This is a genomic window from Streptomyces sp. NPDC048516 (assembly GCF_043199875.1).
Classification (GTDB): Bacteria; Actinomycetota; Actinomycetes; order Streptomycetales; family Streptomycetaceae; genus Streptomyces.
The window spans coordinates 202,865-225,113 of the sequence record NZ_JBICWS010000004.1 but is presented as its reverse complement, the minus strand read 5'-3'; the positions used below and the strand labels follow the sequence as shown (position 1 = coordinate 225,113).

At 72.9% G+C, this 22,249-nt stretch carries 20 protein-coding genes, 1 pseudogene and 1 riboswitch; of the genes and pseudogenes, 9 read left to right on the top strand and 12 right to left on the bottom strand.

Annotation, left to right across the window (positions count from 1 at the left end; translation table 11 throughout):
- Positions 1 to 34: 34 nt before the first annotated feature.
- Positions 35 to 1,234 (bottom strand): serine hydrolase domain-containing protein, encoded by a 1,200-nt coding sequence (locus ACGFR7_RS10585; RefSeq protein ID WP_393315930.1) that lies wholly within the window; start codon positions 1,232 to 1,234, stop codon positions 35 to 37.
- A 387-nt stretch (positions 1,235 to 1,621) separates the two neighbouring features.
- Here ACGFR7_RS10585 and ACGFR7_RS10580 point away from each other — a divergent pair, with 387 nt between their 5' ends.
- Positions 1,622 to 1,879 (top strand): hypothetical protein, encoded by a 258-nt coding sequence (locus ACGFR7_RS10580; protein WP_393315927.1) that lies wholly within the window; start codon positions 1,622 to 1,624, stop codon positions 1,877 to 1,879.
- A complete protein-coding gene (locus ACGFR7_RS10575; RefSeq protein ID WP_393315924.1) occupies positions 1,876 to 2,256 on the top strand; it encodes a hypothetical protein in 381 nt (126 codons plus the stop codon). The genes ACGFR7_RS10580 and ACGFR7_RS10575 overlap by 4 nt, the downstream gene beginning before the upstream one ends.
- Before the next feature lie 21 nt (positions 2,257 to 2,277).
- Here the strand turns inward: ACGFR7_RS10575 and ACGFR7_RS10570 are convergent, their stop codons facing one another.
- The 3 genes from ACGFR7_RS10570 to cobG all read right to left on the bottom strand — a co-directional run bounded on the left by ACGFR7_RS10570 (position 2,278) and on the right by cobG (position 6,092).
- Positions 2,278 to 3,855: a precorrin-2 C(20)-methyltransferase gene (locus ACGFR7_RS10570; RefSeq protein ID WP_393315921.1), complete on the bottom strand. Its 1,578-nt coding sequence runs from the start codon at positions 3,853 to 3,855 to the stop codon at positions 2,278 to 2,280.
- Positions 3,852 to 4,529 (bottom strand): precorrin-8X methylmutase, encoded by a 678-nt coding sequence (locus ACGFR7_RS10565; protein WP_393315918.1) that lies wholly within the window; start codon positions 4,527 to 4,529, stop codon positions 3,852 to 3,854. The genes ACGFR7_RS10570 and ACGFR7_RS10565 overlap by 4 nt, the downstream gene beginning before the upstream one ends.
- A gap of 90 nt (positions 4,530 to 4,619) precedes the next feature.
- On the bottom strand, positions 4,620 to 6,092 hold the full coding sequence (gene cobG, locus ACGFR7_RS10560; RefSeq protein WP_393315915.1) for a precorrin-3B synthase: 1,473 nt from the start codon (positions 6,090 to 6,092) through the stop codon (positions 4,620 to 4,622).
- 341 nt (positions 6,093 to 6,433) lie between these two features.
- Positions 6,434 to 6,506: riboswitch (cobalamin riboswitch) on the top strand.
- Positions 6,507 to 6,562: 56 nt separating this feature from the next.
- Here cobG and cobN point away from each other — a divergent pair.
- Both cobN and ACGFR7_RS10550 read left to right on the top strand, forming a co-directional pair.
- On the top strand, positions 6,563 to 10,165 hold the full coding sequence (gene cobN, locus ACGFR7_RS10555) for a cobaltochelatase subunit CobN (RefSeq protein WP_393315912.1): 3,603 nt from the start codon (positions 6,563 to 6,565) through the stop codon (positions 10,163 to 10,165).
- Positions 10,166 to 10,415: 250 nt separating this feature from the next.
- A complete protein-coding gene (locus ACGFR7_RS10550; protein WP_393315909.1) occupies positions 10,416 to 10,688 on the top strand; it encodes a DUF1876 domain-containing protein in 273 nt (90 codons plus the stop codon).
- Between the two features lie 12 nt (positions 10,689 to 10,700).
- On the opposite strand, the gene ACGFR7_RS10545 is transcribed toward ACGFR7_RS10550, so the two are convergent.
- The 4 genes and pseudogenes from ACGFR7_RS10545 to ACGFR7_RS10530 all read right to left on the bottom strand — a co-directional run.
- A complete protein-coding gene (locus tag ACGFR7_RS10545) occupies positions 10,701 to 12,029 on the bottom strand; it encodes an LCP family protein (protein ID WP_393316529.1) in 1,329 nt (442 codons plus the stop codon).
- 351 nt (positions 12,030 to 12,380) lie between these two features.
- Positions 12,381 to 12,581 (bottom strand): hypothetical protein, encoded by a 201-nt coding sequence (locus ACGFR7_RS10540; protein ID WP_393315907.1) that lies wholly within the window; start codon positions 12,579 to 12,581, stop codon positions 12,381 to 12,383.
- Positions 12,582 to 12,778: 197 nt separating this feature from the next.
- Positions 12,779 to 13,744, bottom strand: a complete 966-nt coding sequence (locus ACGFR7_RS10535; protein WP_393315904.1) for a M56 family metallopeptidase — start codon at positions 13,742 to 13,744, stop codon at positions 12,779 to 12,781.
- 198 nt (positions 13,745 to 13,942) lie between these two features.
- Positions 13,943 to 14,347 (bottom strand): annotated as a pseudogene (locus ACGFR7_RS10530) (BlaI/MecI/CopY family transcriptional regulator); the annotation flags it as partial.
- A gap of 187 nt (positions 14,348 to 14,534) precedes the next feature.
- Here ACGFR7_RS10530 and ACGFR7_RS10525 point away from each other — a divergent pair.
- The 4 genes from ACGFR7_RS10525 to ACGFR7_RS10510 all read left to right on the top strand — a co-directional run bounded on the left by ACGFR7_RS10525 (position 14,535) and on the right by ACGFR7_RS10510 (position 17,159).
- Complete coding sequence (locus tag ACGFR7_RS10525; RefSeq protein ID WP_350251949.1) at positions 14,535 to 15,110, top strand: TerD family protein; 576 nt, start codon at positions 14,535 to 14,537, stop codon at positions 15,108 to 15,110.
- A 356-nt stretch (positions 15,111 to 15,466) separates the two neighbouring features.
- Positions 15,467 to 15,742 carry a hypothetical protein gene (locus ACGFR7_RS10520; protein ID WP_393315901.1) on the top strand — a complete coding sequence of 92 codons (276 nt, stop codon included), beginning with the start codon at positions 15,467 to 15,469 and terminating at the stop codon, positions 15,740 to 15,742.
- Positions 15,739 to 16,725: an acyl-CoA desaturase gene (locus ACGFR7_RS10515; RefSeq protein ID WP_393315898.1), complete on the top strand. Its 987-nt coding sequence runs from the start codon at positions 15,739 to 15,741 to the stop codon at positions 16,723 to 16,725. Before ACGFR7_RS10520 ends, ACGFR7_RS10515 begins: the two co-directional genes overlap by 4 nt.
- Positions 16,722 to 17,159 carry a DUF5994 family protein gene (locus ACGFR7_RS10510; protein ID WP_393315895.1) on the top strand — a complete coding sequence of 146 codons (438 nt, stop codon included), beginning with the start codon at positions 16,722 to 16,724 and terminating at the stop codon, positions 17,157 to 17,159. Before ACGFR7_RS10515 ends, ACGFR7_RS10510 begins: the two co-directional genes overlap by 4 nt.
- 153 nt (positions 17,160 to 17,312) lie before the next feature.
- Here the strand turns inward: ACGFR7_RS10510 and ACGFR7_RS10505 are convergent, their stop codons facing one another.
- The 4 genes from ACGFR7_RS10505 to ACGFR7_RS10490 are packed head-to-tail and all read right to left on the bottom strand — an operon-like array spanning position 17,313 to position 21,147.
- Positions 17,313 to 17,987 carry a response regulator gene (locus ACGFR7_RS10505; protein ID WP_393315892.1) on the bottom strand — a complete coding sequence of 225 codons (675 nt, stop codon included), beginning with the start codon at positions 17,985 to 17,987 and terminating at the stop codon, positions 17,313 to 17,315.
- The gene (locus tag ACGFR7_RS10500) at positions 17,980 to 19,308 is read right to left on the bottom strand and encodes a sensor histidine kinase (protein WP_393315889.1); all 1,329 of its coding nucleotides are present in this window, start codon (positions 19,306 to 19,308) and stop codon (positions 17,980 to 17,982) included. Before ACGFR7_RS10500 ends, ACGFR7_RS10505 begins: the two co-directional genes overlap by 8 nt.
- Positions 19,309 to 19,361: 53 nt before the next feature.
- Positions 19,362 to 20,162 (bottom strand): ABC transporter permease, encoded by an 801-nt coding sequence (locus ACGFR7_RS10495; protein WP_393315886.1) that lies wholly within the window; start codon positions 20,160 to 20,162, stop codon positions 19,362 to 19,364.
- Positions 20,163 to 20,172: 10 nt separating this feature from the next.
- Positions 20,173 to 21,147, bottom strand: coding sequence for an ABC transporter ATP-binding protein (locus ACGFR7_RS10490; protein WP_393315883.1), 975 nt, complete (start codon positions 21,145 to 21,147; stop codon positions 20,173 to 20,175).
- Between the two features lie 352 nt (positions 21,148 to 21,499).
- Between ACGFR7_RS10490 and ACGFR7_RS10485 the strand changes: the two genes are divergently transcribed.
- Positions 21,500 to 22,060, top strand: coding sequence for a DUF6344 domain-containing protein (locus tag ACGFR7_RS10485; RefSeq protein WP_393315880.1), 561 nt, complete (start codon positions 21,500 to 21,502; stop codon positions 22,058 to 22,060).
- The last annotated feature ends 189 nt before the right edge of the window (positions 22,061 to 22,249 follow it).

The following is a 22,249-nucleotide window of genomic DNA, read 5'->3' as shown; positions in this document are numbered from 1 at the left end:
GGCGCCCGGCCCCGGGTTCCGGCCCCGGGACGAGCTACTTGTGCGCTGCCGTGCGTACCCCGAAGGCCGCGCGGATGAGCCGTTCTCCGACCGGGTTGGGAGTCGTGCTTTTCGCGTCGGTCGAGTTGAGGGAGTAGATGAGGGTCCGCGACAGGTCGCGGGTGGCGACGAGCAGAGTGCTGTAGCCAGGCCGGGCGCCGCTCTTGCCCCACAGGACGAGGCCGTCCCCCGCGTCGTACCGCTCAAGTCCGGCACTCATCCGGGCACCCTTGATGTCCGGCACCGTGAACATCTCGCGGTCCAGCAGTGGCTGGGGCACGATCCGCCCCCGGAACAGGGCGGATATCAGCCGCTCCAGGTCCGCTGTCGTGGAGATCATGTCTCCCACCGCCCGGCGGTCGGAGACGTTCCACATGGTGGCGTCCACGAGGCGGCCGTCCGTGAGCTTCTGGTAGCCGCGGTTGTGCGGGCCATGAATGCGCGGGTCGGGCCCGTCCGGAAAGGAGGTGTGCCGCATGCCGGCGGGGCGCAGCACCTGCAGCCATGCCTGGTGCGCGTACGAATCGCCGGTGACCTTCTCCACGAGCAGACCCAGCACGGTGTAGTCGATGTTGTCGTACCGCTGCTTCTTGCCCGGCCCCTCGCCCTCGCCGCGGTAAGGCCCCTTCGCCACAGAGCCGGCGACCACCTGCTCGGGGGTGAGGGTCCTGAAGCGGTTCTCATACCCCTCGCCGTTCTCCGGCCCAAGGGTGGCACCGGGCTGCAGCCCACTCGTATACGTGAGCAACTGCCTTATGGTGATGGGTTCGAACTCGTCTGTCAGCAAGCCCGGCAGGTAGTGCTGCACCGTGCCGTCGAGGTCGATCCGCCCCTGGGAGGCGAGCCTCAGCACGAGCGCCGCCGTGACGACCTTTGTCGTGGAACCCGCCCGGAACCGCGCGTTCTCCAGCGCTTTCCGCCCACTGTGCAGGTCCCGCACCCCGGAACTGCCGTGCCAACTCCCGCCCTCCCCGCCCGCACGCGCGAGTGCGGCCGTGGTGTTTCCGTCGGGCAGCTTCGCGATGGCGGCCTCCAGCGCCCCCGCGTCAGGCCCGTCGGGTCCGTTGGGTCGGGCGGCGACTGCCGCCGCCTGCGCGCTTCTCTCGTCCGCGACGGCGGGCGTCACGCCCACCGAACCCACCAGCCCACCCACCACGACTGCCGCAACCAGGGCGGTCCGTATCCGCTGCCGCATCGCTCACCTGTCCCCAAGCGTCCAAAACCAATGGGCTTCACCCTTCCGCCACCGGCCCGGCCCCGGATCCCCTTCCGGAACGATCCCCACCCCTGGAATCTCCCCACGCACCCGCCGCGACGCCCCGGAGATTTCATGGGGGTCTTCCCTAGGTGTGCTGTCCACGGAGACCGGTGGCGGTGCCCACTGGAGAGTGATCGTGAATGGTTGCGGCCTTCCGGTGGGAGGCGTGGGACGGCACGGACCGGTGTGCGGTCTGCCGCCGTGAGGGGCGGCCACCGGGGCCTGAATGCCGGGCCGTCGGCTGAGGCTGACGGGCGAGGGGCGACGGGCGAGGCGTGAGATAGGGTACGGGTACGTACCCGTACCCCACGGAAGAGCGCGACGATGTCCGATGCCAATGTCCGCATCCCTGAAGAGGCCAAGGACCGGCTCGCCGCGATAGCGGCTGCCGAGGGGCTGTCGCTGCGCGCCTATCTGGCACGCCTGGCGGAGACCATGCTGACCCCGGCCGAACGTGCCGAGCGTGCGGAGAAGGCCCTTGCGGCACTGCAGAAGTGGAACGGGTACGCCCCGACCGCGGCACAGCAGCAGGACCTGGACAGTGAGCTCGACCGGCGGCTGGCGCGGGTGACCGGCCAGTGAGCGACCCTCTGCACATCGTCCTGGACGACACCGCGATGACCGCGGCCGGCCAGGGCAACGTCCTCGCCTCTCGCCTCATCCACCGTGCCCACGCCGAATCCGGCTGGTACCTCTACGCGCCGACGTGCGCGCTTGTCGAAGCCGACCGCGCACGGCCCGGCACGGCCGAGCACCTTGCCGCCATGCCCGGCATCACCGTCCTGGACCTGGACCTGCCCGCCGCCTTGGTCATAGCAGGACAGGAGACGTGGGCCGCGGCCCACAGCCAGTACGCAGCCCAGCCCACGGCCGACCGTCCCGAGGGAGCGATCGTCGCCACCACCGCCCCGAAGCGATGGCACGGTGAACCGGTCCGCGTCCTGGACCTCAACGCCTGAGCCGAAGGAACCCTTTCAAGCTCAGCCCTCCGGATACCTCCGCGGTGTCCACACGATCTCCGTGTCGTCGTCGCGACGGACCGCCTGGGTCTGGGAGGAGCCGACGATCAGGAGGGTGCGCATGTCGACCTGGGTCGGGTCGAGGTCGGCCAGACGCACCGTGCGGACGGATTCCTCGGGGCCGCCGATGTCGCGGGCGAGGATGACCGGGGTGTCGGGGGCGCGGTGTTCCAGGAGGAGTTCGCGGGCCTTGCCGACCTGCCAGGTGCGGCTGCGGGAGCCGGGGTTGTAGAGGGCGAGGGCCAGGTCGGCGGAGGCCGCCGCGTGGAGGCGTTCGGCGATGACTTCCCAGGGCTTGAGGCGGTCGGAGAGGGAGATGACCGCGTAGTCGTGGCCGAGCGGGGCGCCGGCGCGGGCGGCGGCGGCGTTGGCGGCGGTGACGCCCGGCAGGACGCGTACGGGGATCGAGCGGTACGGGTCCTGGGAGGCGACCTCAAGGACGGCGGTCGCCATGGCGAAGACGCCGGGGTCGCCGCCGGAGACCACGGCCACCCGGCGGCCGCGCCGGGCCAGGTCGAGGGCGAGTTCGGCGCGTTCGGACTCGACCTTGTTGTCGGAGGCGTGGCGGCGCTGGCCGGGGCGCAGCGGGACGCGGTTCAGGTAGGTGGCGTAGCCGACGAGGTCTTCGGCGGCGGCCAGGGCCCCGCGGGATTCGGGCGTCAGCCAGAGGGGGCCGGCCGGCCCGGTGCCGACGATCACGACCTCGCCGGGACCGGACGGTGCGGTGGCCTCGTCGGCCTCCGCACCGGGCGCGCTGTAGGACTGCTCGGCGACGCGGCTGGGGACGACCGCGACGGAGAAGTAGGGGACGGTGTCGGTGTCGATGCCGGCGAGCGTGCCGGTGCGCTCGCCGGGCATCGTGGCGCGTTCGACGTAGCGGGCCTCGGGGAGGCGTCCTGAGCGTTCCATGGCGCGGCGCACGGTGGGGAAGGTGCGGCCCAGCTTCATGACGACGGCCGTGTCGGTCGAGGCCAGGCGGGCGGTCAACTCCTCCTCCGGGAGCGTGCCGGGGAGGATCGTCAGGACCTCGTCGGCCTCGGCGAGCGGCTTGCCCAGGCGGGCCGCGGCGGCGCTGATGGAGGTGACGCCGGGGATGACCTCGGTGGGGTAGCGGTGGGCCAGCCGCTTGTGCATGTGCTGGTAGGAGCCGTAGAAGAGCGGGTCGCCCTCGGAGATGACGGCGACGGTGCGGTCGGCGTCGAGGTGGGCGGCGAGGCGGGCCGCCGCGGACTCGTAGAACTCGTCCAGCGCGCCCCGGTAGCCGCCGGGGTGGTCGGTCGACTCGGTGGTGACCGGGTAGACCAGCGCCTCTTCGATGTGGTCGGGGCGCAGGTGCGCGGCGGCGATGGAGCGCGCGATCGAGCGTCCGTGCCGGGCGCTGTGGTACGCGATGACGTCGGCGCCGGCGATGATCTCGACCGCCCGGACCGTCATGAGGGACGGGTCGCCGGGACCGAGGCCGACCCCGTAGAGCCGGCCCGGGCCGGCCGTCGTCGCGACGCTGCCGTCACCGGTTGCCTGCTGCTCGCTCACGCTCACTCTTCCTCGCTTGCCATGGCGTTGATCGCGGCCGCGGCCATGGCGCTGCCGCCACGGCGTCCGCGCACCACGAGGTGGTCCAGCTTCGACGGGTGGGCGATCAGCGCGTCCTTGGACTCGGCGGCGCCGATGAAGCCCACGGGTATGCCGATGACGGCGGCCGGGCGGGGCGCGCCCTCCTCGATCATTTCGAGGAACCGGAAGAGGGCGGTGGGGGCGTTGCCGAACGCGACCACGGCACCTTCCATCCGGTCCCGCCACAGCTCCAGGGCCGCGGCGCTGCGGGTGGTCCCCGTCCTGGCCGCCAGCTCCGGGACCGCGGGGTCGGTGAGCGTGCACAGCACCTCGTTGCCGGCCGGCAGCCGCTTACGGGTGACGCCGCTGGCGACCATGTTGGCGTCGCAGAGGATCGGCGCACCGGCGCGCAGCGCCGCGCGGCCGCGGGCCACCACCTCGGGGGTGAAGGCCAGATCGCGTACCAGGTCGACCATGCCGCAGGCGTGGATCATGCGGACCGTGACCTGGCTGACGTCGGCGGGCAGGCCGGCGAGGTCCGCCTCGGCGCGGATGGTGGCGAAGGACTGGCGGTAGATCGTCGCCCCGTCCTTCTCGTAGTCGAACGCGGTCACTTGGGCCTCAGGGGTGTCGGGTGCGGGAGGGCTCGGGTGGTTCATGGGATTTCGGGGCAGTTCATGGGGCTTCGGGGTGGTGCAGGGTTTCGTGGGTGGTGCGGGGCGTTCGGGTGGTGCGGGCTCCGGGGTGGTTCATGGGGCCGAGGGCGGGGCCGGGGGGCGGGACGCCGCGGTGCGTGCGGAGGGCCGTGCGGGGGGCCGCGCGGCGGTCGGGGCGCCGTCCGGTTCCACCAGTGCCACCCGGTAGCCCTCCGCCGTGGCCAGTACGTCGACCCAGGTGCCGTGCGGGTGACCGCAGCGGCGTTCGCAGCCGGACCAGTAGACGGGGACGCCCGGGGGAGAGGAGCCGGTGGGCGCTCCGTCCGGGACGGTCGTGCCGGCGGCGACGGCGGCCGTGGCGTCGGCGCGCACGTCCGTACGGGACTTGGCGCAGCCGGGGCGGCCCGTACAGGCGCCGAGGCGGTGCCAGGGGGAGGCCGGGTCGGTGATCAGGCCGGCGGCGGTGAGCTCCGCCAGCCGGTCCGGTGCCGCGGCGGCAGGCACTCCGGGCAGGACGATGCCGCGCCACGGGGTGAGGCGCAGCGCGCCGGAGCCGTCGACGTCGGCGATCGCGGTCAGCAGCCGCCACTGGGCCACCGACAGCCGGCCCAGCGGCGCCAGGACCGAGAGCGCCCGGTCGCCGTCGGGGCCTTCGACGATGCCGGGGGCGGCGGAGTCCGCGTACGGCGGGGAGTGCGGCAGGGCGTACGGAGGGGCGTGCGGCGGCGAGGTGCGGGCGACGCGTGCGGGCGGCTCGGCCACGTACGCGGCCTCGATGCCCGCCGACCGCAGTGCCTCCGCCACCTCCCGGGCCGTGAGCCGGTGCCCGTCCGGGAGTTCGCGGACCCGCCAGGCGCCGCTGCCGCTCGCCGCGGCGGTGGTCAGGAAGGCCTCGGCGGCGGCGAGCGCGGCGCGCGGCACGTCCGGGCCGGCGACCTGCAGTGCCGCCGGATCGTCGCCGATCCGCAGCAGGGCGCCGCCGGCCGGGCCGGTCCCCTCCCCGTCCTCGTCCGCTCCCGCTAGCGGTTCCGCTTCCGCCCCCGCCCCCGGTTCTGCGAGCAAGCTCACATCCCCGCCGAGCGCCGCCACATCGCCCCGTCCGTCGTCCAGAACGAACAGGAAACGGCCGGAGAGGGCGGTCGCGGACTCGCTCGCACAGAGCAGCGCGTCCAGCTCACGGGCCCACCGTCGCACGTCGGAAGGGGTGTGCCGGTCCAGTCCGGCCAGCGGCGAGGCGAGGATGTTGCGGATGCGTTCATGGCGCTCGGAGGGCAGCAGACCGGCGTCGCGCAGCAGAGCGGCGAGGCGGCTGCCGCAGTCCTCCGCAAGGCCGCGGAGCTCGGCGTTGCCGCGGGAGGTGAGGGAGAGATGTCCGTCACCGAGCAGGTCAGCGGCGTCGGCCAGGGCAGTGGCCTGACGCATCGTCAAATCTCCGGCGGGCAGCCGGATGCGGGCGAGGTGGCCGTCGGCGGCCTGGTGCAGTCGCAGCGCTCCCGGGCAGGCGTCACCGCGGTCGCGCAGCGGCGGTGCGGCGGCCCGGGACCGTGTCGAGGGGGAGGGCGGCATGGCGGCGAGCATACCCACGAGGCTGGGCGCCGATCCGGCCCGGATCCGGCCAGGCACCCGGCCTGCTGCCTGCCCGTCGGCCGGTCCGCCACCTGCCCGCCCCCTGCCCGCGCGTGCCCGTCGCCCCCTCCCGCCGTGTGCCCGTCCGCCGGTCCGTCGCGTGCCCGTCTCCCCGTCCGCCGCGTGCCCCTCGCCCGTCCCGCCGCGGGCCCTCCCCGTGGTCCCGTCGCGGCCTGTCCCCATGCCCGCTTACCTGACCCGGCCACAGCCTTTACCATTCAGGTCGGTGGGTCGGCTGGCCCGCCGGACGCCAGCGACGGCGCAGGGGCTGCGGCCCCGGGGAGGAAGCCCGGTGAGAATCCGGCGCGGTCCCGCCACTGTGAACCCGGCAGCTGCCGGGCGAGCCAGGAACTCCCGCCGTCCTTACGACCACCCGGGGCGCGGACACCCCGAGGAAGGCCTGCGCTCGCATGCTTCTGCTGCTGTCGACCTCCGACACCGACCTGCTCAGTGCCCGCGCGGCCACGGGCCCCGTGCCGTACCGGCTCGCCAACCCCGCCCGGCTCGACGTCGCCGAGCTGCCTGACCTGCTGGAGGGCTGTGACCTCGTCGTCGTACGCCTCCTCGGCGGCATCCGCGCCTGGGAGGAGGGCCTGGAGGTGCTGCTCGCCGAGGACCAGCACCGGCCGGTCGTCGTCCTCACCGGCGAACAGGCCCCCGACGCCCAGCTCATGGAGCAGTCGACGGTCCCGGTCGGCATCGCGGCCGAGGCGCACGCCTACCTCGCGCACGGCGGGCCCGCCAACCTCGACCAGCTCGCCCGCTTCCTGTCCGACACGGTGCTGCTGACCGGCCACGGCTTCGAGCCGCCCGAGCCCGCCCCGTCCTGGGGACCGCTGGAGTGGGAGGCCCGCAACGAGACCGGCCCGCAGATCGCCGTGCTCTACTACCGCGCGCACCACATGAGCGGTAACACCGGCTTCGTACGGACCCTGTGCGAGCAGATCGAGGCGGCGGGCGGCCGGGCCCGCCCGCTGTTCGTCGCCTCCCTCCGTGCCCCCGAGGCGGAGCTGATCGAGGAGCTGCGGTCCGCCGACGCCCTGGTCACCACCGTGCTCGCCGCGGGTGGCAGCAAGCCCGCCGAGGCGTCCGCCGGCGGCGACGACGAGGCGTGGGACGCGGGCGCGCTGGCCGCCCTCGACGTACCGATCCTGCAGGCCCTGTGCCTGACCGGGCCGCGCAGCGCCTGGGAGGAGAACGACGAGGGCCTGTCGCCGCTGGACGCCGCCTCGCAGATCGCCGTCCCCGAGTTCGACGGCCGGCTGATCACCGTGCCGTTCTCCTTCAAGGAGGTCGACGAGGACGGCCTGCCGGTGTACGCCGCCGACCCCGAGCGCGCCGCCCGGGTCGCCGGGATCGCCGTCCGGCACGCCCGGCTGCGCCACATCCCGGCCGCGGACAAGCGCCTCGCCCTGGTGCTGTCGGCGTACCCGACCAAGCACTCCCGGATCGGCAACGCGGTCGGCCTGGACACCCCGGCCAGCGCCGTGGCCCTGCTGCGCCGCCTGCAGGCCGACGGCTACGACTTCGGCAGCGAAGAAGTCCCGGGCCTGGTCTCCGGCGACGGCGACGAGCTGATCTACGCCCTCATCGAGGCCGGCGGCCACGACCAGGAATGGCTCACCGAGGAACAGCTCGCCCGCAACCCGGTCCGCATCCCGGCCGCCGACTACAAGCGCTGGTACGCCACGCTCCCGCAGGAACTGCGTGACTCCGTCGAGGAGCACTGGGGGCCGCCGCCCGGCGAGATGTTCGTCGACCGGAGCCGCAACCCCGACGGCGACATCGTGCTGGCCGCCCTGCGCCGCGGCAATCTCCTCATCCTCATCCAGCCGCCGCGAGGCTTCGGCGAGAACCCGATCGCGATCTACCACGACCCCGATCTGCCGCCCTCGCACCACTACTTGGCGGCGTACCGCTGGATCGCGGCATCGGCCGACGACGGCGGGTTCGGCGCGGACGCCATGGTCCACCTGGGCAAGCACGGCAACCTGGAGTGGCTGCCCGGCAAGAACGCCGGACTGTCCGCGGCCTGCGGCCCGGACGCCGCCCTCGGCGACCTCCCGCTCGTCTACCCCTTCCTGGTCAACGACCCCGGCGAGGGCACCCAGGCCAAGCGCCGGGTCCACGCCACCCTCGTCGACCACCTCGTGCCGCCGATGGCCCGCGCCGAGTCCTACGGCGACATCGCGCGCCTGGAGCAGCTGCTCGACGAGTACGCGGCGATCTCCGCCATGGACCCGGCCAAGCTGCCCGCGATCCGCGCCCAGATCTGGACGCTGATCCAGGCCGCCAAGCTCGACCACGACCTGGGCCTGGAGGCTCGCCCCGACGACGACGGCTTCGACGACTTCCTGCTGCACGTCGACGGCTGGCTGTGCGAGGTCAAGGACGCCCAGATCCGCGACGGGCTGCACGTCCTGGGCGGCGCCCCGGCCGGTGAGGCGCGCGTCAATCTCGTCCTCTCCATCCTCCGTGCCCGCCAGATCTGGGGCGGCACCTCCGCCCTGCCCGGTCTGCGGGAGGCGCTCGGCCTCGACGAGTCGGCGGCCACCCGGACGACTGCCGACGCGGCCGAGGAGACCGCCCGTGGCCTGGTCCAGGCGATGGAGGACGCGGCCTGGGACCCGGCGGCGGTGCCCGGCGTCGCCGAGGGGCACCCGACCGCGGTCGCCGACATCCTCGACTTCGCCGCCCGCCAGGTCGTCCCGCGCCTCGCCGCCACCACCGACGAGATCGACCACGCGGTGCACGCCCTCAACGGCGGTTTCGTCCCGGCCGGTCCCTCAGGATCCCCGCTGCGCGGCCTGGTCAACGTCCTGCCGACGGGCCGGAACTTCTACTCCGTCGACCCCAAGGCCGTCCCCTCCCGCCTCGCCTGGGAGACCGGCCAGGCCCTCGCCGACTCCCTGCTGGAGCGCTACCGCGACGACAACGGCGACTGGCCGCAGTCGGTCGGCCTGTCCCTGTGGGGCACCAGCGCGATGCGCACCAGCGGCGACGATGTGGCCGAGGCCCTGGCCCTGCTGGGGGTCCGCCCCGTATGGGACGACGCCTCGCGCCGGGTCAACGGCCTGGAGCCGATCGACCTCGCCGAGCTCGGGCGTCCCCGCATCGATGTCACCCTGCGCATCTCCGGCTTCTTCCGTGATGCGTTCCCGCACGTCATCGGCCTGCTCGACGACGCCGTACGGCTGGTCGCCGGTCTGGACGAGCCCGCGGAGTCCAACTTCGTCCGCGCCCACGCCCAGGCCGACCTGGCCGAGCACGGTGACGAGCGGCGCGCCACCACCCGCATCTTCGGCTCCCGCCCGGGGACGTACGGCGCGGGCCTGCTCCAGCTGATCGACTCCCGCGACTGGCGCACCGACGCCGACCTCGCCGAGGTCTACACCGTCTGGGGCGGCTACGCCTACGGCCGCGGTCTCGAAGGCCGCCCGGCCCGGGACGAGATGGAGACCGCCTACAAGCGCATCGCGGTCGCCGCCAAGAACACCGACACCCGCGAGCACGACATCGCGGACTCCGACGACTACTTCCAGTACCACGGCGGCATGGTCGCCACCGTCAAGGCGCTCAAGGGCAAGGCCCCCGAGGCGTACATCGGTGACTCCACCCGTCCCGAGACGGTCCGCACCCGCACCCTGGTCGAGGAGACCTCCCGGGTCTTCCGCGCCCGGGTGGTCAACCCCCGCTGGATCGAGGCGATGCGCCGCCACGGCTACAAGGGCGCCTTCGAACTCGCCGCGACCGTGGACTACTTGTTCGGCTACGACGCCACCACGGGCGTCGTCGCCGACTGGATGTACGACAAGCTCGCCCAGACCTACGTCCTCGACCCGGAGAACCGCGACTTCCTCCAGGAAGCCAACCCCTGGGCCCTGCACGGCATCGCCGAACGCCTCCTGGAGGCGGAGTCCCGCGGTATGTGGGAGAAGCCGGACGCCGAGACGCTGGCGGCGCTGCGGCAGGCGTTCCTGGAGACCGAAGGGGAGCTGGAAGGGGAGGACTGACGACGCGGCGGCGGGGCGCCCGCGGCACTGCCCGGGCCCGTCTGATGCCGCTGCATCAGGCGGGCTTCGCGGTGCTCTCTCCCCGCCCGACGGTGCCGTCTCCGGCCGCACGGTGCCGTCCCCGGCCGCGCGGTGCCGTCTCCGGCCGCACGGTGATGCCCCCGCCCCGGGTGCGGCCCGCGGACGCCGGTGCGAGGATTTTTGTGGGGGCGGTGCCCCTGCTGCCCCTGGGCGGACGAGGAGGCTTCCGGTGACCGGCACGAAGACATGGAACGCCGAGATCAGCATCACCGAGACCGACAACCAGGTCCGGGCCGAGGCCAGGCTGCGTGGCAAGGAGGGCGGGCAGATGGTCGGCCAGGGAGAGGCCCGCTGTAACCCCGCCGACGAGAACGTCCCGGCCATCGGGGACGAGCTGGCCGTGTCGCGGGCGATGTCGGACCTCAGCCATCAACTGCTGCAGCGCGCCGCGCACGATATCGAGGTACACACGGCCCGGCCGGTGGAACGCCTGCGCGCCTGAGGGACCTCGGCGTCAGGGCATCTGAGCCGGGAAGTCCGGCCCGATGGTCAGGGTCACCGCGCCCGGGGCCGCCCCGGCCGACTCCGTGGCCTTGGTGCCGGGGAGGCGGGAGGACAGCACCTCGCTCTGTGTCTTGAGCGCGGCCGGGTAGCTGACGGTGGTCTTGTCCGTCGCCGGGGCGTTGCCGGTGCCGACGACCGTGAACCCGAGCTTGCGCAGCTGGTCGGCGGCGGAGGCGGCCCGGCCGGGTGCGCCGGTGCCGTTGAGGACGCGGACCCGCACGGCGCGGGCGGTCACCGGGTTCTTCGCGGCCTCGGCGAGCTTCTGCTTTCCGGCGGCGCCGATCTCGCGGTCGTGCGCCAGGTCGCTGAAGAGCCGGCCGGCCTGCGGATACTGCCAGACGACATTGGCCTTGTCGGTGGGGACGTCGGCCTCGCGGTAGTAGTTGGGGACCGTCAGGAAGGTGAGGCGGTCGGTGGGGATGTCCTTGACGGTCGCGGCCAGGTCGTAGAGGGGCTTGATACCGGCCAGGTCGTTGTCGGTGGTCAGGGACTTGGTGGCCGAGTTCAGGAAGTCGTAGAGCTCGCCGGGGCTGGTGAGCTTGGACTGGGCCTTGGCGCCCAGCGCCTTCATGAACTCCTGCTGCCGGCCGATGCGGCCGAGGTCGGAGCCGTCGCCGACGCTGTAGCGGGTGCGGACGTAGCCGAGCGCCTTCTCGTCCCGGACGTTCTGGCAGCCCGCGTCCATGTCGAGGTGGGCCTTCTTGTCGTGGATGGCGTGCTTGGGGCAGACCTCTATGCCGCCCAGCGCGTTGACCATGCCCTTGAAGCCCTGGAAGTCGACCGAGGTGAAGTGGTCGATGCGCAGCCCGGTGTTCTTCTCGACGGTCTTGATGGTGCAGGCCGCGGCCTTGCGGATGTCGCCGGAGTCACCGCCGATCGAGAACGCCTCGTTGATCTTGAAGTGGTGCGGGGACGACTTCGAGCCGTTGCCCCGGGTGCAGGCGGGGATCTGCACCCAGGAGTCCCGGGGGAAGGACAGCGCGGTGGCCCACTTACGGTCGGCGGCGATGTGCAGCACCATCAGCGTGTCCGACTGCATGGTGGTGAGGTTCTTGCCGTACTTGGCGTTGGCACCCGCACGGCTGTCGGAGCCGACGACCAGGATGTTCTTGGAGCCGGGGCTGAGGTTGACCGGCCGGGCGCCGTCGACCCCGATGTCCACACCGTGGATATTGCCGTCCAGGTGCTGGTAGACCCACGCCCCGACGCCGGCCGTGCCGAGCAGCAGCACGCCGAGTACGCCACCCGTCCAGGCGAGGATGCGGCCGCGGCGGGTCATCCGCAGCTTGCCCGTACCGCCCGCGGGACCGGAGCCTTCGCCGGTGGTGCGGGACGCTCTGCCGGCGGTGCGGGACGTTCCGCCGGTGCCACGGGACGTTCTGGATGCGCCGCCGGTGCCCCGCCGGGCCGTCTGCTGGTGCGTCTGCCTGTCATGCACGCCGATGGCCCTTCTGGTCCTTCTGATACTGGTGAGGCGAGCGGTGCTCTAGGGGGGAGGGCGCGGCAGCGGCGGCTGACGGTGCCGGCTGTGGCGGCAGGGGCCGCTGTGACGGCAGTGCCAACGGTGTCGGCAGCGCTGAAGGTGCCGTCAGCGTCGGCCGTGGCGGCCGTGGCGGCAGGAGAGGGCGGGTCAGATGCCGGTGCTGGGCAGCAGCAGTATGGACTCGGGGTCGTACCGCAGCCACTGCGGACACGCGCTTGCGCTGCCGGGCAGGGTGCGCAGCCGGCACCACAACTCGCCCGCGCCGTCCGTCCACCAGGCGGTGATGCGGCCCAATGTCCATTCGCCGTCCGGGTATTGGACCTCCACCGGCTGATAAACCCATCGCACCTCCGCCTCTGGAGGCGGGCAGTCCCAGGTCAGGAGTCCGCACCTCGTTGCCATCTCCCCCTCCGGCCGCGCCTGTTGCGCATGTGCGCGTCACTGTACCGGGAAGGTCTACAGCGCTGTAGAAGTTGTCCGGTACGGCGTACGCACAGCGCGGGTGCGCCGTGCGTGCCCCGTGAGGGTCAAGGGTCAGTGTGCCCCTAGAGGGGCGTTGCTGCCTTCAGAACAACGAACAGCGCTACCGCGGCGTTGAGTGCGGAGACGGCGGAGGCGGCCGTGCCCGCCGCGGCGACCAGGGCCGCCAGACCGGCCGGGGTCAGCGCCGGCGGCCAGTGGCGGGCCGGCGGCACGGGCCCGAGCAGCGCCACCACCCGGCGCGGCACCGGCCCCGGTTCGGGCGCCGCGAAGTGCGCCAGCCCCGGTTCCGGTGCGGACCGGGTGACCAGCGCCGCCTTGCCCACCGCACGCGCGGTCAGCCGCCGGTCGCCGACCACCTGCGCCGCCTCCTCGTCCGCCCAGCGCTCGGTGGCGAAGGCGACCGCGGAACGCAGCGGCAGCAGCAGCGGGTTGACGCAGCCGGCCAGGCGTACGGCGAGCAGATAGCGGTGGTGGCGGCAGTGCAGGTGTGCGCGCTCATGGGCGAACAGGGCCCGCCGCTCGTCGCCGTCCAGGCTGCGCAGCATCCCGCGGGAGACCGCGACCCGGCCGGGCCTGGCGGGGCGTCCGGGGCGGGCCGGAGTGCCGGGCACGGCGTAGGCATAGGGCTCGTCGTCCGGCAGCACCGCGGGATCGGCGTCGGCCGGCAGCCCGTTCAGCGCACGGTGGGTACGGGCCCGGATGCGGCGGTGCCGGCGAAGCGCCGCGCCGCACACGGTGAGCGCGGTGGCCAGCAGGGGCATCGCGGCGACGCCCGCGACCTCGGCGAACGGGACCGCGGCCCGCACCTGAGGGTTCGACCAGCCGTCGGGCAGCGGATTGCCGCGCAGTTGGGCGGTGCCGACGACCACCAGCAGGCCCAGGCACAGCGTGCTGCACAGGCCGAGGACCGCGGCGAGGAGGGTCAGCAGGCGGGTGGTGGCGCGGGGGTGCAGGTGCTGCTCCGCGAGCCGGGCGATCGGCAGGGCGGTGAGCGGCAGGACGAGCGGCAGGAACACGAAGACGCCCACCGGTCAGCCTCCGCGCGCTTCGTCCGAGGGGTGGTGCCGGCCGGGGGCCGGGGACATGGGCGGGGGCGGGGCCGCGCCGGGCTCCTCGGTGCGGGCCGGGCCGGGCTTCTCCGCGCGGGCCGGGCCGTCGGCCGTCGTGGGGCCGTCGGCGGTCGTGGGGGCGTCGGGCGTCGTGGGGTCATCGGCCGTCGTGGGGCCGTCAGCCGCATCGCGGTCGAGGAGGGTGCGCAGCACTTGCTCGTCGTGGGCGGAGAGCGCGGAGACAAAGCTGGTGAGTACGGCGTCCCGGTCCGGTTCGCCGTCCAGGACGCGGCGCATCCGTAGTGCGGCGAGCCCGGCCTCGTCGGCGGCCGGGGTCCAGACGTAGGCACGGCCGGACCGCTCGCGGGTGACGGCCTGCTTGGCGTGCAGCCGGGAGAGGATCGTCATCACGGTCGTATAGGCGAGGTCGTCGCCGAGCCGTTCCTGTACCCAGGCGGCGGTGGCCGGTCCCGGCGCGTGGTGCAGCGCGGCCAGCACCTGGGCCTCCAGCTGGCCCTGCCCCCGCTTGCGGGCGCGTTCCCGTCCGGCGCCGCCGAAGTTCCCGAAGGTCTTCCCGCCCATGCCGTCGCCTCCCGTCGCTCCGGGTGTCCCGCTGGCCGGGACGTCGGGGCATCTTACTGAGCGGCCGGATCCGGGCGATGGCCCGCTCGGATCCGTCGCCGGACGCCACGGATTCCGGCCGCTTACTTCTACACTCCTGTAGATTTTGAGGCTCACCCGGAATGCAGGCAACACCTGGAGGGAAGCCATGGGAGTCTCGCTGGCCAAGGGCGGCAACGTCTCGCTGTCGAAGGAAGCGCCCGGACTGACCGCAGTCACGGTCGGCCTCGGCTGGGACGTACGGACGACGACGGGCGCGGACTACGACCTGGATGCCAGCGCGCTGCTGTGCACCGAGGCGGGCAAGGTCGTCTCCGACGCCCACTTCGTCTTCTACAACAACCTCACCAGCCCCGATGGCTCGGTGCGGCACACCGGTGACAACCTGACCGGCGAGGGCGAGGGGGACGACGAGTCCGTCGAGGTCACGCTGTCCACGGTGCCCGCCGAGGTCGCAAAGATCGTCTTCCCGGTCTCCATCCACGACGCCGAGAGCCGGGGACAGAGTTTCGGCCAGGTCCGCAACGCCTTCATCCGCGTCGTCAACCAGGCGGACGGGGCGGAGCTGGCCCGCTACGACCTGAGCGAGGACGCTTCGACCGAGACCGCGATGGTCTTCGGTGAGCTCTACCGGAGCGGTGCGGAGTGGAAATTCCGCGCCGTGGGCCAGGGGTACGCATCCGGCCTGGCGGGCATCGCGGCGGACTTCGGCGTCAACGTCTGAGCGGCTGACTTCGGTGCCGGGGGAGGGCGCGGGAGCGGGCGCGGGATCTACGGCTCCGTAGCGTTCGCCGCGCCTTCGCCCCGCCCCGCCCCAGCTTCGCCTCACCTTCCCCCCCGCCCTCGCCCTGCCCTCGCCCCGCCCTGGGCGCCACCCGCACGGCAGGCCCGCCACCTCGACTCGCCTCCCTTCTCTCCGTCGCCTCGCCCTCTCTCCCCCATAACTACTCACAACGGGATGTACCGGTCTCCTGCGGGGTACCTTGGAAGCACCGGAACGCCGAAGGATGCCGAGGGCGCCGAGGGCGCCTGGGGACGCCCAGGGAGCCGGGGAGGCGCGCATTCGGTGAGGTGAGCACCATGCAGACGCTGTGGACCGTGATCGTGCTGCTGGCGCTGGTCGCGCTGGGGGCGCTGTTCATCGCCCGGGTCAATGCCCAGGGAGCCGGACGGATGGCCCCCCACCGCTACGCGGACTGGAGGCATTCGCTGCGGGACCGCAAGCACAATCAGCCGCACGACGATGCCCACCCCGGACCGCCGGTGGCCGGACCGCCGGTGGCCGAACCGCCGGTGGCCGAACCGCCGCAGGGCGGCCCGCCGACGCCACCGGACAAGGCAGGTGGCGACCCGTGACGTCCACCGCCCGAGGCGACCCGTCGGCACGGGACTACGACGGGACCTCCCCGTTCCCCGACAGCGGCACCGAGCCCCCGCCGACCCCCGGCCGGCGGATGTACGTCACGGTGACCGCCCTCATCGTCATCGCCCCGTTCGTCGGCCTGGCCGTCGCCATCCCCCTCCTCTGGGGCAGCGTCGTCCACCTCACCGATCTCGTTCTGCTGGCCGTCTTCTACGTCATCAGCGGCCTGGGCGTCACCGTCGGCTTCCACCGCGGCCTCACCCACGGCAGCTATACCGCCACCCCTGCACTGCGTGTGGCGCTCGCCCTCGCGGGCTCGCTCAGCTTCCAAGGCGATGTCATCGACTGGGTCGCCACCCACCGTCGCCACCACGCCTACACCGACCGGCCCGGCGATCCGCACTCCCCCTACCGCTACGGCACCAGCCTGCGCGGTCAGCTGCGCGGACTGGTGCACTCGCACATCGGCTGGCTGTTCGGCAACGACCCCACCTCGCACCGGCGCTTTGCGCCCGATCTGCTCGCCGACCCCGGGATCCGCGCGGTCGACCGGGCGTTCCCGCTGCTGTGTCTGCTCACCCTCGCCCTGCCGTTCGGGCTGGGCTGGGCGCTCGGCGGCTCCTGGGTCACCGCGCTGACCGCCCTGCTGTGGGCCGGGTTCCTCCGGATCGCGCTGCTGCACCACGTCACCTGGAGCGTCAATTCGCTCTGCCATGTCATCGGGGAGCGGCCGTTCCGCACCCGGCGGCACGACCGGGCGACGAACCTGTGGCCCCTGGCCCTGCTGTCGTTCGGTGAGAGCTGGCACAACCTGCACCACGCCGACCCGACCTGCGCCCGGCACGGCGTCGACCGCGGTCAGCTCGATGTGTCCGCCGCCGTCATCCGGCTCTTCGAACGCCTCGGCTGGGTCTGGGACGTGCGCTGGCCCGACCCGGCACGGGTGGCGGACCGCCGCGTCAGGAGCACCGTATGACCATCGCCGGGGATCCCCATCCAGCCCCTCCCCTGCACCATGCGCATCACGCGCCACCGCTCGTCGCCCGACTGACCATCGCCCCGCACACCGATACGGTGCGGTGCATCGACGGCATCTGGTGGCCCCACTCGGCCGACCTGCTGGCCGAACTCCCCGAGCTGCTGGCCGCGCTCCCCTTCGACTGGCCCCGGATCACCCACGCCACGGTGAACGGCGCGCCCTGGTCCGCTCTCCCCGCCCATACCCTCGTCGAGGGTCATGTCGTGCGCCTGCGCAGAACCACCGGCCGTCCGGGCCCGGACACCATCTGCCTGGTCTCCCCCGGTCACGGCCGCTGGGACCTGCTGATCATCCCGCCCGGCACCCCCGAGCCGGAGGCCGTTCGCATGATGGCGGAGATGGCACGCACGGGGGAGCTGACCCCGGCCTGAGCGGGATCACGGGGAGGCGGCGGGCAGCGCGCTGCGGTCGTTTCACGTGAAACGACCGCTACGCCCGAGCACGAGGACTACGCCCGAGGACGACGCCGCGCCGCCCGAGGACGACGCCGCTCCCGCCGGGGGTGAGGCCGCACCGGGGCGCCGCTAGCCGAGAATCCCCCGGTCGTACGCCACCGCCACCGCCGCGGCCCGGTCCTTGGCGCCCAACTTGCCGTAGATATGCGTCAGATGGGTCTTGACCGTCGCCTCGCTGATGAACAGCTCGGCGGCGATCTCACGGTTCGAGGTGCCCTTCGCGACGAGTGCCAGCACCTCGCGCTCGCGGGCGCTGAGCGGTTCGTTGCCCGGTGACCTGACCCGTGAGACCAGACGGGAGGCGACCGCGGGCGAGAGCACCGTACGGCCCTCGGCCGCCGCACGGACGGCCGTGAACAGCTCCTCGCGTGGGGTGTCCTTGAGGAGATAGCCGGTGGCGCCGGCCTCGATCGCCGGCAGGGTGTCGGAGTCGGTGTCGTAGGTCGTGAGCACCAGTACCTTGCAGCGCGGCGCCCGGCGCGCCAGCTCGGTGATGGCCGCGACCCCGCCGCCGCCCGGCATCCGCAGGTCCATCAGGACCACATCGGGGTCGAGGCGGGCGGCGAGCTCCACGCCCTCGATGCCGTTGCCGGCCTCGGCCAGCACCTCGAAGCCGGCGGCGGAGGCGAACATGCCGCGCAGACCGTCCCGGACGACGGGGTGGTCATCGACGATCAGGACGGTGACGAGGGCGGCCGTGCCGGTGCGCTCGCCGGACTCGGTTCGCTCGGTGTGTTCAGCCATGGCGGACCAACGGTACGCGTGCGGAGACGGCTGTTCCCTGGCCAGGTTCGGACTCGATGCCGACGGCGCCCGCGATCCGTTCGGCACGTGCCCGCATCCCGCCGAGGCCGAAGCCGCCGGTGCGCTCACGGGGCGGCAGCGCCGCCGGGTCAAAGCCACGGCCGTCGTCGCGGATGTCCAGTGTCACCTCGTCCCCCATGTACGAGAGGGTGACGCCGACACGTGAAGCGGCCGCGTGCCGACGGGCGTTGGCCAGGCACTCCTGGGCGATCCGCAGCAGAGTGGCCTCGACCTCGTCGTGCAGCGGCTCGGCGGTCCCGGTGACCGTGAACTCGGCGCGTACGCCTGCCAGGGCCGACCACTCCTCGACGGTGTTGCGCAGGGCATCCGGCAGCGCGGCATGTTCCAGCAGGCCGGGGCCCAGGTTGTGCACCGAGCGACGGGCCTCGCCGAGGCTGTCGCGGGCCAGCGCCACGGCGCGCCGGGCGTGCCCGCGGGCGGCGGCCGGATCGCTGCTCTCGGTGGCGGCCTCCAGCTGGGTGATGATGCCGGCCAGGCCCTGCGCGAGAGTGTCATGGATCTCCGCGGCCAGCCGGCGGCGCTCATCGGCGATGCCCGCTTCCCGCGCCTGGACCAGCAGTTGAGCGTGGAGGCCGACGTTCTCCTCCAGCGCCGACTCCAGCCGGGCGTTGGTGCGTTCCAGCTCGGCGATGGTGGCGGCATTCGCCGCGGCGTGCTCGGCCTCCTGGACGGCGATCCGGCTGAAGACCAGGACCAGGGGGGCGTTGAGGACGAACAGCAGCCCGAACGCCACCCAGTTCACGGCGCTCGCCGGGGGAAGCCCACCGGACTGCGACCCGGACATGACCACCGCGGTGGCCAGCAGCCCCGCGCCGACGAAACGCGGCCGCAGCAACTGCGAAGCATCGAAGTAGCCGAGCACCGCGTAGATCGCGAAGAAGGGATTCAGCCAGGTCAGCGTGAAGGCGAGCAGAAAGCGGACGAAGTAGTAGACCTCACCTGCCGGTGCCTGCGCGGGCAGCCGGTAGCCGGCCCGGCTCCACCACACCTGGAGCGCCAGCGCCGCCGCCACCAGTACCCCCGCTGCCCAGGCCTCCTGTCCCGGCAGTAGCTGATCCGCCGACGCGGCCGAGGTCAGGACCCCGAGGCCGAGCAACGGGTAGCCGCCCCACCGCCGGAAGTTGCGGTCCCACGCCTGCTGCGCGGAGCTGCGGGGCTGCACGAAGCCGGCAGGGGTGTGCGGCACCGGTCGGCCGGCGAGGGGTCCCGCGGTCCGGCCCTTGCTGTCGACGCTTGCCATGCGGGCAGTGTCCCCCGGGCGGCGTGCGGACACCCATACTCCGCTTGCCACCCTCACTCCCACCGGAAGCGATGCCTGGCGACCCCGCCCAGAACGAGGGTCCACACCGCCAGCACGGCGAGATGCGACCAGCCGGGCCAGTGGCCGGACGAGGCCTGGGCGAGTGCCTGTGAGGCGGCGCCGAACGGCAGCAACTGGACGATCTGCTGCAGCGTTTCCGACATCGACTGGACGGGACCCCACACGCCCGCCGTGAACATCATCGGGAAGAACACCGCCGAGCCGGCCACGCTCGCCGCCTTGGTGGTCCGGGAGAGCGCACAGAGCAGGCAGCCCAGGGCAAGCGCGCTGCACAGGGTCAGGACGGCTGCCAGCACATAGCCGGCAGGCTGCCCGGGCAGCGCCACACCGAAGGCGAGCCGGCCGACGGTGAGCGCCAGCGCCATGGAGACCACGGTGGCCGTACCGTGCAGGGCGATCTGCGCGCCGAGCAGCGCCGCGGGCCGCACCGGGGTCGTCGACATCCGGCGCAGGATGCCGCGCTCCCGATAGCCCGTCAGCACCGCGGGCATCACCTGGACTCCGGTGGTGATCGCGGCGAGCAGCAGGGCCACCGGAACGTACAGATCGATGACCCGCCGGCCGCCCAGCGAGGGACTGGCCTCCCGGAAAGAGGGGATCAGGCCGAGGATGGTCAGCAGCAGGGTCGGGAAGACCAGGATCCAGAACAGCGACCCGGGCTCGCGCAGGAACAGCCGGGCCTCGGTCTTCAGGACGGCGCGCGAGGCGGCGGCCCGGGCCTTCGGCGGTGCAGGCGGGTGTGCCGGGGCGGACATGGTGGGTGTGGCGGGCATGGCGGGCACCTCAGGCTTCCTGCGCGGTCAGATCGAGAAAGGCGTCGTCGAGCGTGGCGTCGCCGACCCGTAGTTGCCGTGCGGTGATGCGGTGCCGGGCCAGCAGGGAGATCACCGCGTCGACGGTGGCGTCCGTCCCGTGGATCACCAGCCGCTCACCGGCGGACCCCGGCGCACCCCGCCCGTCGGTCCGCCCGTCGGTCCGTCCGTCGGTCCGTCCGTCGGTCCGTCCGCTCCGTTCCACTGACCCGAGCTGTGGCAGCGCCGCCAGCTCGGCCGGGTCGAGCGGTGCCGACGGCGTGAAGGAGATGACGACGGACCGGGAGGCCTTGCCGATCAGACCCGCCGGGGTGTCCAGCGCGGCGATCCGGCCGCCGTCGATCACCGCGATCCGGTCGCACAGCCGCTCGGCCTCCTCCATGAAGTGCGTGACCAGCAGCACCGTCACCCCGGAGGCACGCACCTCCTCGATCAGCTGCCAGGTGTCCCGGCGGGCCCGCGGATCGAGGCCGGTGGTCAGCTCGTCGAGCACCACCACCCGCGGATTGCCGATCAGCGCAAGCGCAATGAACAGCCGCTGCTTCTGGCCGCCGGAGAGCTTGCCGAAGCGGGCGGAGAGCCGGTCGGTGAGGCCGAGCCGTTCGACCAGCTGCCGCCAGTCGGCCGGGTGCGGATAGCAGGCGGCGTAGAGCTCCAGCGCCTCCTGCACGGTGAGCTTGCTCTGCAGCTCGCTCTCCTGCAGCTGGCAGCCCAGGATCTGGGTGACCCGGTCGTGGTCGGCGACCGGATCCAGCCCGCCCACGCGCACCGCCCCGCCGTCCGGGACACGAAGGCCCTCGATGCATTCGACGGTCGTCGTCTTGCCGGCGCCGTTCGGGCCGAGGACGCCGAAGATCTCCCCCTCCTGTACGGCGAAGGAGACCTCGTCGACCACGGCCCGGCCCCCGTAGACCTTGCGCAGCCCGGTGACTTCGATGATTGCCATAACCCGAGAATCCGCCCGATGCACCCGCTGGCACATCGCCCATCCCGCTCGGAACGGCATCAACCGATCGGTTGACCGGCGGCTGCGACCCACCGCCGGCCTGCCGTCCGACGGCTGTGGCTACTGCGTACGGGTGGTGTTCATCGGAAGAACGCCGATCCGGGGGCGTCGGTCCATGAATCCTCCCATTGCGTACTCATCATAAGAAAACGCAACAGAAGCGACGCCATCCAAGCGGTGCACCGGAAGCGGCGCAACTGAAGCGAAGCAACCGAAGCGAAGCAACTGAGAAAGCACAACGAAGCAGACGCAGTGGATCTCTCGGGGAGATCCTGACCGAAAGTGAGGGGCCATGGCTGCGACCAAGGTCATGAAGTTCTGGGCGGTGTGCCTTGCCATGCTGGGCAAGCTGCTGGCAGCACTGGGTGTCTCCGCGGCGGCCTCGGCCGCGCGCCGGGATGCCGCACTGTACGAGCGGACCCTGGGCAACGGAAACGCGGGCACCGACGCCCCCGATGCCGAGGCCCCGGAGGAGGTGAGCTGCGCCGCACCGGATCGCGGTCCAGGCACGGGAACCCCTGCTGTGCCCGCTCCGCGCGCCGTACCGCTACCGCTGTACTGCCAAGCCGGCCCGGCCCGGCGGATGTTCGCCCGGCCCGAGCTGCCGCCGACGATCAAGCAGCGCATCAGCGCCGAGGCACACGGCACCTCGCCCGGTCTGCGTACCCGCCTCCGCTCCCGCACCGAGCCGACGGCCGACGAGTTCGCCGCCCCGGCCCCGGCCCCGGCTCCTGCCCCGGCCCCTGCCTCCGTCCCTGTCGGTACCGGCCCGGACGCCGGTGCCGAGGCGGACGCACGCTCCGCGGCCATTCCGGCGGCCCGCCGCCATGCCCACACCGCTCGCGCCGTCTGAACCGGGCGCCAGCCGTTCTGACGCCGGTACCCGGCCCTGAAAAGGGCGCAACGACGCGTGACAGCTCCGGCGAACAGTCCCGCCGAGCGAACACTCCCGCCGAGCGAACGCTCATGCAGAGCGGATGCTCACGCCGAGCCCACGCTGACATGGACGTCGGCGAGGAAGCGTCGTAAGCGAGGAAGCGGT